13 protein-coding genes are annotated in these 15,538 nt (G+C 46.1%); 8 read left to right on the forward strand and 5 right to left on the reverse strand.

The window, feature by feature from the left end:
• Nucleotides 1–750 precede the first annotated feature (750 nt).
• Genes R7M92_RS23745 through hemC form a run of 4 tightly spaced genes read right to left on the reverse strand, consistent with a single transcriptional unit; the run spans nucleotide 751 to nucleotide 4,830 of the window.
• Nucleotides 751–1,932, reverse strand: a complete 1,182-nt coding sequence (locus R7M92_RS23745; RefSeq protein WP_318134455.1) for a heme biosynthesis protein HemY — start codon at nucleotides 1,930–1,932, stop codon at nucleotides 751–753.
• Nucleotides 1,932–3,143, reverse strand: coding sequence for a uroporphyrinogen-III C-methyltransferase (locus R7M92_RS23750; RefSeq protein WP_318134456.1), 1,212 nt, complete (start codon nucleotides 3,141–3,143; stop codon nucleotides 1,932–1,934). Before R7M92_RS23750 ends, R7M92_RS23745 begins: the two co-directional genes overlap by 1 nt.
• A 17-nt stretch (nucleotides 3,144–3,160) precedes the next feature.
• Entirely contained in the window at nucleotides 3,161–3,889 is a 729-nt protein-coding gene (locus tag R7M92_RS23755) for a uroporphyrinogen-III synthase (protein ID WP_005383386.1), read from the reverse strand.
• 2 nt (nucleotides 3,890–3,891) lie between these two features.
• The gene (hemC, locus tag R7M92_RS23760) at nucleotides 3,892–4,830 is read right to left on the reverse strand and encodes a hydroxymethylbilane synthase (RefSeq protein ID WP_005383388.1); all 939 of its coding nucleotides are present in this window, start codon (nucleotides 4,828–4,830) and stop codon (nucleotides 3,892–3,894) included.
• A gap of 346 nt (nucleotides 4,831–5,176) precedes the next feature.
• Here hemC and R7M92_RS23765 point away from each other — a divergent pair, with 346 nt between their 5' ends.
• Nucleotides 5,177–7,705, forward strand: coding sequence for a class I adenylate cyclase (locus R7M92_RS23765; protein ID WP_053350817.1), 2,529 nt, complete (start codon nucleotides 5,177–5,179; stop codon nucleotides 7,703–7,705).
• 69 nt (nucleotides 7,706–7,774) lie between these two features.
• Here R7M92_RS23765 and cyaY read toward each other — a convergent pair whose 3' ends face one another.
• Nucleotides 7,775–8,089, reverse strand: a complete 315-nt coding sequence (gene cyaY, locus R7M92_RS23770; protein WP_042523922.1) for an iron donor protein CyaY — start codon at nucleotides 8,087–8,089, stop codon at nucleotides 7,775–7,777.
• 74 nt (nucleotides 8,090–8,163) lie between these two features.
• On the opposite strand from cyaY, the gene lptM reads away from it, so the two are divergent.
• The 7 genes from lptM to R7M92_RS23805 all read left to right on the forward strand — a co-directional run bounded on the left by lptM (nucleotide 8,164) and on the right by R7M92_RS23805 (nucleotide 15,409).
• Nucleotides 8,164–8,280 carry an LPS translocon maturation chaperone LptM gene (gene lptM / locus R7M92_RS25120; protein ID WP_005378746.1) on the forward strand — a complete coding sequence of 39 codons (117 nt, stop codon included), beginning with the start codon at nucleotides 8,164–8,166 and terminating at the stop codon, nucleotides 8,278–8,280.
• A gap of 61 nt (nucleotides 8,281–8,341) precedes the next feature.
• Nucleotides 8,342–9,595, forward strand: coding sequence for a diaminopimelate decarboxylase (gene lysA, locus R7M92_RS23780; protein ID WP_033907276.1), 1,254 nt, complete (start codon nucleotides 8,342–8,344; stop codon nucleotides 9,593–9,595).
• A gap of 10 nt (nucleotides 9,596–9,605) precedes the next feature.
• Nucleotides 9,606–10,436 carry a diaminopimelate epimerase gene (gene dapF / locus R7M92_RS23785; protein WP_225474273.1) on the forward strand — a complete coding sequence of 277 codons (831 nt, stop codon included), beginning with the start codon at nucleotides 9,606–9,608 and terminating at the stop codon, nucleotides 10,434–10,436.
• Complete coding sequence (locus tag R7M92_RS23790) at nucleotides 10,430–11,161, forward strand: DUF484 family protein (RefSeq protein ID WP_017636089.1); 732 nt, start codon at nucleotides 10,430–10,432, stop codon at nucleotides 11,159–11,161. The genes dapF and R7M92_RS23790 overlap by 7 nt, the downstream gene beginning before the upstream one ends.
• Complete coding sequence (xerC, locus tag R7M92_RS23795; RefSeq protein WP_005378742.1) at nucleotides 11,127–12,059, forward strand: tyrosine recombinase XerC; 933 nt, start codon at nucleotides 11,127–11,129, stop codon at nucleotides 12,057–12,059. Before R7M92_RS23790 ends, xerC begins: the two co-directional genes overlap by 35 nt.
• Nucleotides 12,060–12,067: 8 nt before the next feature.
• A complete protein-coding gene (yigB, locus tag R7M92_RS23800) occupies nucleotides 12,068–12,784 on the forward strand; it encodes a 5-amino-6-(5-phospho-D-ribitylamino)uracil phosphatase YigB (protein WP_225474275.1) in 717 nt (238 codons plus the stop codon).
• Nucleotides 12,785–12,922: 138 nt separating this feature from the next.
• Nucleotides 12,923–15,409, forward strand: a complete 2,487-nt coding sequence (locus R7M92_RS23805; RefSeq protein WP_318134457.1) for an EAL domain-containing protein — start codon at nucleotides 12,923–12,925, stop codon at nucleotides 15,407–15,409.
• Nucleotides 15,410–15,538 lie beyond the last annotated feature (129 nt).

Genomic DNA, 15,538 nt, shown 5'->3' on the forward strand with positions numbered 1-15,538 from the left:
GGTTGAAAGCACCGGTCTTGAAAACCGGCATACGTTAATAGCGTATCTAGGGTTCAAATCCCTATCTCTCCGCCACTATTAAGAAGCCTCGCTAGAAATAGCGAGGCTTTTTTCATTTCCGCACATCTTTATTACTCTATCTGTGCTTGCCAAAAATCAATTCCATATGCGATCTACTTTTCGACAAAGTAATATTGGTATCGGTCTTGGTTGTGACGTTTTGATTTTTGCTAAGAAGTGCAGTTGCCTCTAAAGCTGTTCATCCTCATCACTGCATGCTGTCCCGATAAGGTTGTTGGAGATGCTTTGTTAAGGTGTTGAACCATCTATTGCCTTATCGTTCTCTTAAAGCACTACCATTGCTTCTCTAGCCCCTTTTACTGGATAGACCGAACAAATAAGCATACTCAAATAGCCACTGTTTCACTGATGTATCTTTTTGTTTTGCTCAGTCTAGCGATGCGTGTGCTCTATTGCCTAAATCTAGCTACGTCTTAAAACCATACATCAACAGGCTAAAGTTACGTATTCCTGCATCTTTTAAAATTGTTTTGGATTCTGCTGGAATGACAGGATCAGAGTAGTCAAAAGAGAAGAGTGAAAGTGAAACGATAGTGAGTTGCTAGGAAGTTGGAAATTACTTGGGAACCAATGAATTTGATAAACATATTGATGTAAGGACTAAAGGGTTAATAGCAGGCAATAAAAAAGCCGACAGGTAAGCTGTCGGCTTGGTTAGGTCATCTTAAGTTAGTCATTCTGTACGAGCGTGAGAGCTTTACGAGAGACTTCGTGAGCAGCTTTGGTTAGATTTTGCTTCTCTAGTGTGTCTGCTAGGAATGCATAGTCAGAGACGTCAGAGCGAAGCTTTAAGGCGATCTCAAAGTGATCCTGGGCTTCTTGCCACTTCTCTTGACGGAAATAGAAGTGCGCTAATGCGCTATGGGCAGCGGCGTTATCCGGTTCTTTCTTCACTACGCCCTCTAAGAAGACCACGACAGGGTGGGTATCTGGCAGATTTAGATCTGGCAGTAGTTGATAAAGCTCTGGGGCAGGTTGTTTTTTTAATGCTTCTTTTAGCACGGTAAAGGCTTCTGCATCAGCTTTTCGTGCGATGAGTTCTCGAGCAAAATAGGCAACGAGGTGTGTGTCTTGTTTCACTTTACGTGAGAGACTATTCCAATGAGAGATAAGCCCTTCGCTACCTTGTTGTTGCGCTACTTCATGGAGTAAGCCGCACTGCGCCTTTTGAATCAGCTCTGCATGTTCTTCTTCCGTGATGAGTTTTGCTTTGGTTAGTTGTGGCAAGAGGTCAATAAGAGGTTGCCACAACTTTAGCTGCATGTACGTTGTTTTCAGCAAGTTCAATACAATAGAGTTACTCGCATACTGACTTTTTAACGATTGCAAGGTATCGAAAGCGGACTCGAACTCGTTGTCGCGGATAAATTGTTTCGCTCGAGTCAGTTCTACTGCGAGATGGGCGTTCTCTTGTTGGCTCGCTAGCTCTAGATAGTGATCTCGTTTTGCTTTATCACCTTGACCTTGTGCGGCTTCAGAGGCAACTAAGTAGCAAAGCAGCGGCATATCGTGATGATTTGCCCAGCGAGTTACTTTTTTCTCAGCACCTTTCCAGTCACCTTCTAGAAGTTTAATAATGCCTTCATTGGTGTATCGGCGGGAATGGCGCATTTTGCGAACACTGAAGTAGTTCCATGTTGTAGAACTAGCATAAACTAACTTCTTAATCAGGTACTCAAGCAGAAAAAGACCTGCGAGTGCTGCGATAACGAAAACCACTAATGTCGTTACGCTCATCTCGATCGTTTTCTCGGCAATGGAGATGAGTACATAGCCTTGCTGACCAGAAAACTGGGTGCCAACAAATAGTCCTGCGCCTAGTACAACAAATAGGAAAATAAGACGAAACATTACTTATCCTCCATGCCTGTCATCGTTGTGACTTCACGACGTAGGCGTTCACGGATGACATCTGATAGTTGAGACTGACTTTGCAGTTTTGTTGGGTATTCCACTTGAATATTTTGCTGACTTAGCAGGTTAACCGTTTTGTTGAACTCTTTAACGGAATTATCGTCTTGGTTGAAGAAAGCTAATGCCCACTTGTCGGCTGTTTTTAGAGATGTGGTGTAAATTTCACCTTGTTCTTGGTACACCGCTTTTATTGCCGTTTCCAATTTGGCTTTGATGTTTTCTTTCAGGTAAAAGTGTTGCTCAGGAGAAAGCAGTGGAATGACGTTACCATCGCGCGTGCGGAAGGTAATGAAGTTTTCTGAAAAGTCCTTCAAAGAGGTCATTAAGTTATCTTGCCAGTTTGCGATATCTTCAGACACTTCAGTGTTTTCTACGGCTTCAGCTTCAGGTAGCAGTGCATTGGCGAGAGGGAGCTTGTCTACTTGCTGTTGCAGGGCAGTTAAGCGTAGTACCAATCCATCACGGTCAATTAGCGGGATAGTGCGAAGTTTGGTGATATCGTTTGCCATTGCTTTACGTAGTTTTACGAGACTAGGGTCATTCAGCGCTGCAATGCGTTGGTCTGCACTTTCCATCAGTTGAGTCGCGCTTTCTACATCGTGCTCTAAGAACAATTTACGGCCGGCTAATTTGACGAGGTAATCGGCTTCCGCCAATAGCCAGTCGTTTGGTCGACGACCTTTCACATCGGCAACGGCGAGCTGTAAGCTTTCAATGCTCTTCTGTTGCTGTCCAAGTACCACTTCCGCTTTGTGTGTCACGGTTGTTGCTTTCTCGATGGTTTCTTCTTGTACCCGGCTGAGCTCTTGCTTCATGGAAGCTTGAGTGCTTTCTAGCTGACTTTTTAGTTGGGCGATCTGCGCTTGGTAATCGGCTTGCTGTTGATGCAGCTTGTACGCGAGGCCACCGCCAAAAGTAATCGATAAGATGATAGCGACCGTGCCTAGTTTGACACCGCGTTTACCTTGTTTTTCTTCAAACTCGACTTTGGTTGGCTCTGCTGTTTTTGGGGGCTCGGCCGCTTGTGGTTGCTCTTTTTTAAGGTCCGCATCCTGCTGCGATGTGGTTTTTTCGACTAGCGGTGCCGATGAGGTTTCTTCGGAAAGGTTTTTATCGTTATTTTTTTGGTCGTTATTTTTACTTGTCATGCCTATATCCTGTGTAGCTAGGGCTGGAGAGCCGCCAGTAATTCTTGGTTGGATGCGCTTCCCGTGCATCTCACGCGAGTGAACCCCCTTTGAATTGCGATGTCAGCGATACGCTGACTGGGGATATACAACTCTTGTTGATTAAGCCAAGTCAATTGCTCCGACGTCAATTGGCTGCACAAATAATCCAGTTGTTCACCACTGGTGACAATAATCTGGTTAATTTGTAGGTTTTTCCATAGTGAGATACAGCTTACTGGATCGAATGGGATGAATTCTCTCTTGTAAGTCTCACTATAGTGAACTTTTGCGCCACGCCTCACCAATGCATCTTTGATCAGCTCTCTTCCGCCGTTACCACGAAGGATAAGAACTTGTTGTTGTGCCACATTGTTGAGCTCTGGCAGTCGCAATAAGTGTTCACTATCACTGACTTGGGGATAGTGTACTTTCTGTTGGGTACATTTGCTTAAATAGTGTGCTGTTTTTTGACCAACGGCAAGGTAAATAGCTTGTTTCGGCCATGACATCCCGTTGCTGGCTAAGATTTGCTGTGCACATTGCACTGCATGTCGACTAACAGCGATAACAATTTGAGCTTGATGTAGATGTTTAGAGAGGTGCGTGTCCGTGAGATCGGCGACAATGTCGATCAGAGGATGGTGATATGCGGAAATGCCGTGCCTTTCGAGCAGAGAGCAAAGCGCGTTGCCTTGCTCTCCCGGCCGAGTGACCAACACTGCCATGGTTATTCGTGATCTGCGTACAGCTTAGTTAGGATTTCACGAGCGCCGTTATCTAGCAGCTCATTGGCTAGCTGCACTCCTAATGCTTCGCCATCTTTACGATGGCCACGAATTTCACCACGCACAATTTCGCTGCCATCTGGTTCGCCAACTAATGCGCGTAGCCAAATGTTGTCGCCGTCTAGCAGGGCATAGCTGCCGATAGGTACCTGACAGCCGCCTTCTAGCGTAAGGTTCATTGCGCGCTCACACAAAACGCGGTCTACGGTGTCTTGGTGGTTAAGTGGCTCAAGCAGCTTAAGCAGTCTTTCATCGTCAAGGCGGCACTCAATACCGACAGCACCTTGGCCTACCGCTGGTAGTGATTGCTCTGGTTCGATAAAGCTACGAATGCGCTCTTCAAGCTTCAATCGTTTGAGGCCAGCCGCAGCAAGAATGATTGCATCATACTCACCCGCATCTAACTTACCAAGGCGAGTGCCCACATTACCGCGAAGCTCTTTGATGATGATGTCCGGACGATATTCTTTCAGTTGGCATTGACGGCGCAAACTGCAAGTACCAACCACGGCACCTTGAGGGAGCTCATCAATGTGGCTATAGGTATTAGAGACGAAGGCATCACGAGGATCTTCACGCTCACAAATGGTCACGAGGCCAAGGCCTTCTGGGAAATCGACGGGTACGTCTTTCATTGAGTGAACGGCGAGGTCTGCACGTCCTTCTAGCATCGCGATTTCAAGCTCTTTTACGAACAAGCCTTTGCCGCCAACTTTTGCTAGTGGTGTATCTAAAATCACGTCACCTTTGGTCACCATGGTTACTAACTCGACTTCCAAGCCAGGGTGAGCGGCTTGAAGGGCGTCTTTAACAAAGTAAGCTTGCCATAAAGCAAGAGGGCTTTTTCGAGTTGCAATGCGAATCGGTGTGGATTGTGTCATGATCTTCTCAATGCTGTTTGGATTTGGGTTTATCCTACCATTCTCATCAAGAAATGCTTACTGTTAGTTCGTTATCTCTGAAGGCTATGAATGGAATTACATGACGTTATGAAAATAGTGTGACTGGATTCTCAATTAGACTAAGGACTATTATTAGTAATAGGTAATAAGAGCGACACTACCGCGCGATTAATTTTGTGACTAAAGTATGGTTTTGTATCCGGAGTGATACACGGGCGTGAAGCTTTACCCGTACCAATAAAAGTGTTAAATTGATCACGTTTTTAAGCCGTTTTGGTTTAAAACGTCAGCAGATTTTCGTGATTGTTCAACCAAGGAATTCCCCTTGCAGGCTTACACCCAAAAAATCATCCAGCGACTAGATAATTTGAATCAGCAGCGAGTTGATCGCGCGCTGGCGCTTATGGATTCGCAAAGCCAGCAAGTCTTCCATTTGATTCCTGCCTTGTTGAACTACAACCATCCTGTAATTCCTGGCTATTATGATGCCGATGTCCCGTTTGGTGTGCATGGGCTTGAACTAAATAGCATTCAGCAACAATTCATAGATGATATTCAACTTGCCATTGGTCAGCCGCTCAAGACGGTAGAAAAGCCCGCTATATTGGGTTTGTACACCATGGGCAGTACCTCCTCGATTGGTCAAAGTACTTCCAGTGATTTGGATATTTGGGTGTGTATCTCACCAGAGATGGATTGTGACGAACGCGAGTTATTGACCAATAAATGCTTACTCATCACGGATTGGGCACAAAGCAAAGGCGTGGAAGCGAACTTTTTCTTAATGGATAAAGAGCGCTTTAGAAGCAATCATTCTGAGGAGATGACAGGTGATAACTGTGGTTCATCTCAGCACTTACTTTTGCTAGATGAATTCTATCGTAGTGCGGTGCGTATTGCCGGACAGCGTTTGTTATGGCAAATCGTGCCGCCAGAAATGGAAGAGTGTTACGACGAGTACGTTTCTCAACTTTGCAGTGATGGTTACATCGACTGTAGTGAATGGATCGACTTTGGTAAATTGAACTGCATTCCTGCTGAAGAATACTTCGGCTCGAACTTGTGGCAGTTATACAAAAGCATCGACTCTCCCTACAAATCGGTATTAAAAGCCATCTTGCTAGAAGCTTACTCGTGGGAATACCCGCATACTCAATTGTTAAGCATCGACACTAAACGTCGTTTCTTTGCCCATGAGCCTGATCTCTATGGCATGGATGCGTACTACTTAATGTTGGAAAAAGTAACCCGTTACTTAGAGCGAATTCAAGACGATACACGTTTGGATTTAGTGCGTCGCTGTTTCTATCTCAAAACCCATGAAAAACTATCTCGTGAGCCGAATGTTGGCTCAGTAGCTTGGCGTCGTGAAGCGCTGAGCGATATGATTGCAAAATGGAATTGGGATGCCAGTGTCGTTGCAGAGCTCGATGACCGCCGTAATTGGAAGGTTGAACAAGTGAAGGTCGTACATCATGCATTGCTGGATGCGTTGATGCAAAGCTACCGTAACTTGATTCAATTTGCGCGTCGTAACGACATCACTTCTGCTATCAGTCCGCAAGACATCAGTATTTTGGCCCGTAAACTTTACGCGGCTTTTGAAGTATTGCCGGGCAAAGTAACGTTACTAAACCCACAGATTTCACCTGATCTGCACGAGCCTGACTTGAGCTTTATCGAAGTGAAAAAAGGGGGAGTGAACAAGTCTGGTTGGTACCTCTATAAACAACCACTTATTGCGCACCGCATTTTGGGGCAACCATATCTAGAGCATCATGAATACTTGAGTAAGTTGGTTGCTTGGGCATTCTTCAATGGCTTGATCACTGAATCGACTCGTTTACATGCCGTGGTACGTGAAGCGCAGCTAGATATTGATAAGTTTTACCAAATGGTGAGTGACTTACGAAATACTTTTGCGTTGCGTAAGCGTCGTCCATCTATGCAGGCGCTAGCGAGTCCTTGTGAAATAAGCCAGCTTGCGATGTTCATCAACTTCGAAAATGATCCGACGTCTGAACTTTCTGGTCGTTCGTTGAAAGTGGATGTTAAGAACACCGATATTTTTAGCTTTGGTCCAGAACATAAAAATTTAGTCGGCAGTGTTGACCTTGTTTACCGTAATTCTTGGCATGAAGTGCGTACGCTGCATTTCAAAGGGGAAACGGCGATGCTGGATGCACTGAAAACCATTTTGGGCAAAATGCACCAAGATGCGTTGCCACCAGAATCAGTGGATGTGTTCTGCTATGCGAAGAACATGCGTGGTGTGATGCGCAATATGGTTTACCAGCTTTTAGCTGAATGTATCGACTTACGCTTGAAACCAGTAGAGCAAGAGAAACGTCGCCGCTTTAAAGCGATGCGTCTTGGTAACCAGACTTATGGGTTGTTCTTTGAACGTCGTGGTGTGTCGGTGCAGAAGCTAGAAAATTCCATCGATTTCTACCGCAGCATTTCTACTAACAAACTCAAAGGCTCGCCGCTGTTAATGCTCGATCGTGAGCAAGAATATCAAATGCCTGAAGCGGTGGATGGGTTTGCCAGTGAAGGTCTAGTGCAGTTCTTCTTTGAAGATAACGAAGATGGCTTCAATATTTATGTGTTGGATGAGTCAAATCAAGTGGAAGTGTATCACCAATTTAGTGGCTCCAAAGATGAAATGATTTCGTCTGTAAACAGTTTCTACACGTCGGTAAAAGACGATAGTCGCGTCGCGTCGAAGTTTATTAACTTTAACCTGCCTCAGTACTATCAAATTATTCACCCTGAAGAGGGGAATGCGTATATCATTCCTTACCGTAATGACGGTTGTTCACCGAGTCGCCCGACCAAAACTGTGAATGCGTAATTAAACCCGTATCAATAAACAAAAAGAGCACTTCGGTGCTCTTTTTGTTTTGGTGACGATTGACCAGAATTATGCCCAATCAATGGTTTCGCCTGCGTGCTTTTCACACTCTTGCTTCACCATTTCAAATAGCTCCATACCCGTTTTTGAGCAGGTCCATTTACCTTCAATAAGCTTGAAGTGGAAACCACCAGATTTGGACGCTAGCCAGATCTCATGCATCGGCTCTTGGCGATTAATGATGATTTGGCTGCGGTCTTCAAATTCCAATGTCATTACGTTGCCAGTGACTTCGTAATCAATGTCTGCGCCTGAATCATCGATGGATTCTTCGATGATTTGCATCTGCGCATCCACCAGTTGATGAAATTCAGTATCGTTCATCCGTCTATCCTATTGCTTTTCCTGAGTGTGGTGCGATTATAGGGGGCATTGATTCAATAATCACGATATGCGAAATGAAAAAATTAGTTACTGTGTTGTTTGTGATGGTTGCCGCGACCTTAGCGGGGTGTGGTCAGTCTGGCTCACTATACATTCCAGATGACACTCAACAGAATGAGCAATCACAATAAATAACCGCACCTTAGGGTGAAATTAGGGTTCAGCAGTCGAATAAAATAAGGGAAGCGAATTTTGGATTACTTCAACTATCAGGATGATGGCCAGCTTTGGGCCGAAGACGTCCCACTTCAAGCTCTTGCAGAGCAATATGGCACTCCTCTTTACGTATATTCTCGAGCCACGCTAGAGCGCCATTGGAAGGCGTTTGATAGTGCTGTGGGTCAGCATCCTCACCTAGTTTGCTACGCGGTGAAAGCCAACTCAAACTTAGGCGTATTGAACACGCTAGCGCGTTTGGGATCGGGTTTTGACATCGTGTCGGGTGGTGAACTTGAGCGTGTGATTGCCGCAGGCGGTGATCCGAAAAAAGTCGTTTTCTCTGGTGTTGGTAAAACATCGGCAGAGATGAAGCGCGCTCTTGAGCTAGGTATCAAATGTTTCAACGTTGAATCTGAGCCAGAGCTAGAACGTTTGAACAAGGTTGCGGGTGAGCTTGGTGTGATTGCACCAATTTCTCTGCGTATCAATCCAGATGTCGACGCGAAAACACACCCTTACATTTCGACTGGTCTTCGCGACAATAAATTCGGCATTGCGTTTGATCGTGCGCCAGATGTTTATAAATTCGCGCAAAGCCTGCCGAACTTGAATGTGCAAGGCATCGACTGCCACATTGGTTCTCAGCTGACCAATATAGACCCATTTATCGACGCGACAGACCGTTTATTAGCTCTGATTGATGATTTAAAAGCACAAGGCATTAACATTCGTCACCTTGATGTCGGCGGCGGTTTGGGTGTGGTCTATCGTGATGAATTACCACCTCAGCCTTCTGATTACGCCAAAGCGTTACTAGGCCGTCTTGAAAATCACCAAGACTTGGAGCTGATCTTTGAGCCAGGCCGTGCAATTGCTGCGAACGCAGGTATATTGCTAACGCGTGTTGAGTTTTTAAAACATACTGAGCATAAAAACTTTGCGATTATCGACGCTGCAATGAACGACTTGATGCGTCCTGCGCTATACCAAGCATGGCAAGATATTGTGCCAGTTTCACCGCGAAAGGGTGAAGCTCAGACTTACGACTTGGTTGGTCCTATTTGTGAAACCGGCGACTTCTTGGGTAAAGATCGCGCACTCGTTTTGCAAGAAGGTGATCTACTCGCGGTTCGTTCAGCAGGTGCCTATGGTTTTGTGATGTCTTCGAACTACAATACTCGTACCCGAGCAGCAGAAGTGATGGTGGACGGTAAACAAAGCCACTTAGTTCGCCAGCGTGAGGAGCTGACCAGTTTGTGGCAGCTGGAACAGATTCTACCGGAGTAACACACAACAAATGCATTTCCACTTTTCCAAAATGCACGGTTTGGGCAACGACTTCATGGTCGTCGACTGTATTACCCAGAACGTGTTTTTCTCGCAAGACCTGATCCGCCGCTTGGCGGATCGTCATACTGGCGTTGGTTTTGACCAATTGCTTGTGGTAGAGGCCCCTTACGACCCTGAAACCGACTTCCATTATCGGATTTTTAATGCCGATGGTAGTGAAGTTGAACAGTGTGGTAACGGTGCACGCTGTTTTGCCCGCTTTGTTCGCTTGAAGGGGCTGACCAATAAATACAGCATCAGCGTGAGCACCAAGAAAGGAAAGATGATTCTCAACATCGAAGATGATGGGGAAGTGACGGTCAACATGGGCGTGCCAGAGTTTGAACCGAACAAAATTCCTTTCAAAGCGAAGCAAAAAGAGAAAACTTACATCATGCGAGCAGGCGACAATACCTTGTTTTGTGGTGCTGTGAGCATGGGTAACCCACACGTAGTGACCGTGGTCGACGATGTGGATACGGCAGAAGTGGAAACTCTCGGTCCGCTGCTTGAGTCGCATGAGCGTTTCCCAGAGCGCGTCAACGCTGGCTTTATGCAGGTGGTGAGCCGTGACCATATTCGTCTTCGAGTTTATGAGCGAGGCGCAGGAGAAACACAAGCTTGTGGTAGTGGTGCATGCGCGGCAGTCGCGGTTGGGATTCTGCAGGACTTGTTGGATGAAAACGTTAAGGTTTCTCTACCTGGTGGTGAATTGCGAATTGCATGGCAAGGCCCTGGCAAGCCGTTGTTTATGACCGGACCTACAACGCATGTATTTGATGGTCAATTATCTTGCTAGTTGAAGAAAAAGGAAACGGTTTGTCTCAAGTAGAAGCAGATGCCTTAACGGCTGAAGTAGTGGCCGAGTACCTCAAAGATCATCCAGACTTTTTTGTGCAACGTCCGGAGCTTGTGGATCGTTTATCTTTCCCACACTCAGACTTAGGCGCGGTATCTTTGGTACACATCCAAATGAATCGCCAACGTCAGCGCATTGAAGAGTTAGAGGAAGAGATCACTACACTAATGTCGCTTGCGGCGAACAATGATCGCACCTTTTACGAATTTATGGATTTGCAGGGGCAGATTCTAAAGTGTGGTGACTTTAAACAAGTCATTCATTCTATCGAAGATAAAGCCAAAGCATTGGGCTTACGTGCGTTTGTTCGATTGTTTAGTCAATGCGACGCATCGATTCAATTGAGTAAGGAAAGTTATCAACGCTTTGCGACCACTCACTTAAATGGCAAAGATGCGTACTTAGGACGTCTTCGCAAAGTAGATCGTGAAGCTTTGTTTGGCAACATGGAAGTGCCGGAAATGGGTTCCTATGTGGTACTGCCGCTCGTGAAACAGCAAACACTGGGCGTGCTTGCTTTTTCTAGTGAAGATGGCGGCCATTTTCAGCCAGATATGGATACCTTGTTTTTGCGTCACCTATCATTAGTAGTGGCACATCTCGCTCAAACACTGGTATGGCAAAGTTACGATGACGACAACTCCCAACACTCCTCTGCCAAATAGTCTGCAAAAGCCTCTTGAGCGCTTCTATGAATTCTTACGAAGCGAAAAGGGGCTTAGCCTACATACTCAGCGCAATTACAAACAGCAGCTAGAAACTATGGCGCAGCACCTAGCTGAAATGGGGCTCAAAGATTGGTCTCAAGTGGATGCTGGTTGGGTGCGCCAATTAGCAGGTAAGGGCATGCGAGAAGGCATGAAAGCCAGCAGTTTGGCAACGCGCCTCTCATCGCTGCGTAGCTTTTTCGATTTCCTTATTCTGCGTGGCGAGATGTCGGCTAACCCAGCCAAAGGGGTTTCAGCACCTCGTAAAAAACGCCCGTTGCCCAAAAACCTCGATGTTGACGAAGTGAGCCAATTACTTGAAGTCAACGAGGACGACCCGCTGGCTGTGCGCGATCGCGCCATGATGGAGCTGATGTACGGCGCCGGTTTACGTTTGGCTGAGTTGGTGGGTGTGGATGTACGTGACGTACAACTGCGTAGTGGTGAGCTTCGTGTTATTGGTAAAGGCGATAAAGAACGTAAAGTGCCGTTCTCTGGGATGGCAACCGAGTGGGTTGGGAAGTGGTTACGCGTTCGTGGTGATTTAGCCGCTCCAGGTGAGCCCGCCTTGTTTGTATCTAAGCTCGGAACGCGTATTTCGCATCGTAGCGTGCAAAAGCGCATGGCTGAATGGGGGCAGAAACAGTCTGTCGCAAGCCATATTAGTCCGCATAAATTGCGTCACTCATTTGCGACACATATGCTCGAATCAAGCAATAACTTACGTGCGGTGCAGGAGCTTTTAGGGCACGAGAACATTTCGACGACCCAAATCTACACGCACTTGGATTTCCAACATTTGGCGCAAGCCTACGACCAAGCCCACCCACGCGCACGCAAAAAGAACGGGGAGTGAGCCGAAGTATGAAATTTTATCGCCGTATCGAGCCTATTAAGGCAATGACCTTTGACCTAGATGATACCCTCTATGACAACTATCCTGTGATCGTTCGCATGGAGCGTGAGTTGCTATCTTGGCTCAAGCACCATCATCCAGCGGTTGCTCATATGAACAAAGCGGATTGGTTTGCTCTCAAACAGCGAGTTGTGCAGCAACAACCCGAGCTGAAGAGCGATGTCACTTTATGGCGTTTAGTGCAACTTCAGCAAGCCTTCTCCCAAGTAGGCTACGACGAAGACGCAGCACATGCCGCCGCGAAAGCCGCAGTAGACGTTGCGTTGGACTGGCGTAACCGTTTTGAAGTGCCGCAGCAAAGCCTCGATGTACTGGAGGAACTCGCGCAGCACATCCCGTTGGTAGCAATCACCAACGGTAATGTGGATTTAGACCGCATCGATCTTGCGCCTTATTTCCAACAGGTACTTAAAGCAGGACCAGATGGATTGGCGAAACCCGCAACCGATATGTTTACTAAAGCGAAGCGATTCTTGGATATTCCTGCGGAGAATATTCTGCATGTCGGTGATCATCTAACCACGGATGTGCATGGTGCAAAGTTGGCTGGTTTTGCAGCCTGTTGGTTTAATGATATGAATAAAAATGTCATTAACCATTCAAAAACACGTACTTTACCTGATATTGAAATCAATAGTTTGCAGCCGTTACTCACACTTTTTTAATTGCTTTCGCATTAATCCATTCTAATCTCATTTTGTGTCTAGAAAAGCAGCGCAAAGCCACGTAAATTATTCTCTATTAAATAAAAATAGTAACGCCACACGTCGTGGTGAAGATAGTGTTACGGCAGTGGTAGGTCCATGCGAGCTTTTTCAAAACTGGTTCACGATGTCAGTCAACTGAATGACTTTTTAGTCACTTTTCCGACTTCCTCAGATAAACAATATTTAGTACAAATATTGTCGACGCAATCGCGCGAAATTACGACCACACTTGCAGACGCCGTTTTGTCGTCGCTGCCGAATGCTCATGTTATGGGGCATAGTACGCGTAATGTGATTCTGGAAGGGGAGATATTTACCTCTGGTTGCCTAGTGAGTGTGATTGAATTTGAGCAAACCACGCTGACTTCTGCGGTACAAACATACTCTTACTCCCCTGACATTGATGGCGGGGAACTCAAGCGCTCTCTTCTAATGCAGCATAATTCACAGGTGATCCTCAGCTTTGCTGTGCAAATTGAACGACGTGACTATCCCTTGTTTCAAACCTTCGCCAGTGAAGAAGTCGTGATTTCTGGAGGGTTGGCGCAGAGTATTGACGATGGCTGCTGGGTGCTATATCAAAACCGAGTTTACGATAACGCTGTGGTTGCCGTAGCTTTGCACAGTGATACCTTGAAGCTATGGACTGATGCGTATTCGGAATGGAACCCGATTGGCATGCCACACAAAGTCACTCATGCAAAAGGAACGCGCTTGTATTGTTTAGGTGAGAAGAAAGCGCTGGACGTATACAAGCGTTACTTGGCGGATGGCCATGACGTGACGCTGAGTCAACTGCTCAGCTTTCCTTTGTATCGAGAAAGCTTAGGGCGAAAGGAAGTTTGTACGGTAACGGAGCTACACGCTGATGGCAGTATGAGCTTCGACAGGCCCTGGTGTCTTGGTGACGAAGTGCAATTTTGCTATAACCATCCCTCGTTAACGCTCGAGCAAGTGCGGCATGGTGTGGTTGAGTTAGCCATGCACCAACCTGAAGTCGTTATGATTTTTAACTGCGCGTCACGGTTAGACTTTATTGACAGCAGCGACGAAGTCCAAGCCTTCAAAGATATTGCGACGACGTTTGGTAGTTACTGTATGGGGGAACTGCATGGTGGTATTGGTCAGCCCGAAATTCTTCATCACAGCCTGACGTATTTAGCGATGCGAGAGGGAGACGAAGTGCAAACATTGAACTTGCCTAAGTCGCCCGTCAGCTCCTCTATTTCACCGTTGTTTAGCTTGATTCGAAATGCGATCGGCGATCTCAACCATATGAACGCGCATATGGGATATCAACTCGATCGCCAAACGCGCAAGTTACAAGAAAGCTATCGACGCGACAGTCGTACAGGGTTACAAAACCGGGTCGCATTGCAAGAGCGGCTGAGTAACATCGATTTGGATGAGCATTTGTTGACTCTAAAGCTACTTAACTTTAGTCATATCAACGAAAAATACGGCTACCGAGTGGGAGATCAATTACTCAAAGATCTCTCAATGCACTTTACGAATCGACTACGAAAGCGTTTTGGCATGCCAACGGCTTTGCAGCTTTATAGTATTGGGGTTGGTGAGTGGGCATTCATATTTAAAGCTGACCAAAGCAGCGAAACCATCAAACAGCACTTTACGCGTTTTGCTGACGCGGTAGAACAAACTAATTTTGAGCCAATTGGCCTACGTGAAATAGATTATCTTTCTATCTCGCTATGCGGCGGCTTAGTGAGTCGTCGAGACTTTCCATCCGCTTCAGTGGATGAGCTCTTACTCAAAGGCATCGAAGCGAGGCGCTCTGGTGTACGCAGTAATACACATATCTGTAATGCGAAAGATATTGAAGTCAGTGAGGATGTGCGTAAAGAGCAACTTGGATGGCTAAGTTGCGTCAGTAGAGCCATTCTCAAACAGAATATCATCACTTATAGCCAACCTATTGTGCATGCGGGTAGCCACAAATGGGCAAGCCAAGAATGTTTGGTTCGTATTCTGGAAGCCGATGGAACGGTGATTGCGCCAGGGCGTTTTCTGCCAATTATCTCTGATACGCATCTTTACACTCGACTAAGTCGGCACATGATTCATTCTACGTTGCATTATATGCGAGATAAGCAAGGTGACTTTTCTATAAACTTATCGCCGCAAGATTTGCTCAGTGATAAAACTTTAATGCTTTTAGAGCATGAAATTAGCCAGCTAAATGACCCAAGGCGAATTAGTTTAGAAGTGCTGGAATCTGAGCAGATCAAAGACTACGGCCGAATGATAGAAGTGTGCAGTCATTTTAGAAGCTTAGGGGCGCGTATCATTGTTGATGACTTTGGGTCCGGCTATTCGAATATCGATGAAATCCTGAAGTTGGAGCCAGAAGTCATAAAGCTCGATGGCAGCTTGATTCGTGATATTGATAAAGACTTAAAACAGCGCAAGATCGCTTCCCAGTTGGTGCGTTTGTGCCAGGTGTTTAACGCGGAGACGGTGGCGGAGTTTGTCCACAATCAGGAGGTGTGTACCATCGCACAAGACATGGGGGTGGATTATTTGCAGGGTTACTATCTTGGCGAGCCGACTCGACTGTTTTAATGATGTTTCACGTGAAACTTCTTGTCGTAAAAAACGCAGCGTAGGCTGCGTTTTTTGTTTTCAGCCCTAAACCACCTACTTCAGTAGGTGGTTATCATCCGTTTCGGCTTTGCCTGTAAAACTACTCAT

Source organism: Vibrio sp. Vb2880 (assembly GCF_033337975.1).
Lineage (GTDB): Bacteria > Pseudomonadota > Gammaproteobacteria > Enterobacterales > Vibrionaceae > Vibrio > Vibrio alginolyticus.

Coding starts and splice junctions, on each gene's coding strand:
- R7M92_RS23745 (WP_318134455.1), bottom strand. CDS start 1,932: ATGTTTCGTCTTATTTTCCTATTTGTTGTACTAGGCGCAGGACTATTT.
- R7M92_RS23750 (WP_318134456.1), bottom strand. CDS start 3,143: ATGACAAGTAAAAATAACGACCAAAAAAATAACGATAAAAACCTTTCC.
- R7M92_RS23755 (WP_005383386.1), bottom strand. CDS start 3,889: ATGGCAGTGTTGGTCACTCGGCCGGGAGAGCAAGGCAACGCGCTTTGC.
- hemC (WP_005383388.1), bottom strand. CDS start 4,830: ATGACACAATCCACACCGATTCGCATTGCAACTCGAAAAAGCCCTCTT.
- cyaY (WP_042523922.1), bottom strand. CDS start 8,089: ATGAACGATACTGAATTTCATCAACTGGTGGATGCGCAGATGCAAATC.
- lptM (WP_005378746.1), top strand. CDS start 8,164: ATGAAAAAATTAGTTACTGTGTTGTTTGTGATGGTTGCCGCGACCTTA.
- dapF (WP_225474273.1), top strand. CDS start 9,606: ATGCATTTCCACTTTTCCAAAATGCACGGTTTGGGCAACGACTTCATG.
- xerC (WP_005378742.1), top strand. CDS start 11,127: ATGACGACAACTCCCAACACTCCTCTGCCAAATAGTCTGCAAAAGCCT.
- yigB (WP_225474275.1), top strand. CDS start 12,068: ATGAAATTTTATCGCCGTATCGAGCCTATTAAGGCAATGACCTTTGAC.
- R7M92_RS23805 (WP_318134457.1), top strand. CDS start 12,923: ATGCGAGCTTTTTCAAAACTGGTTCACGATGTCAGTCAACTGAATGAC.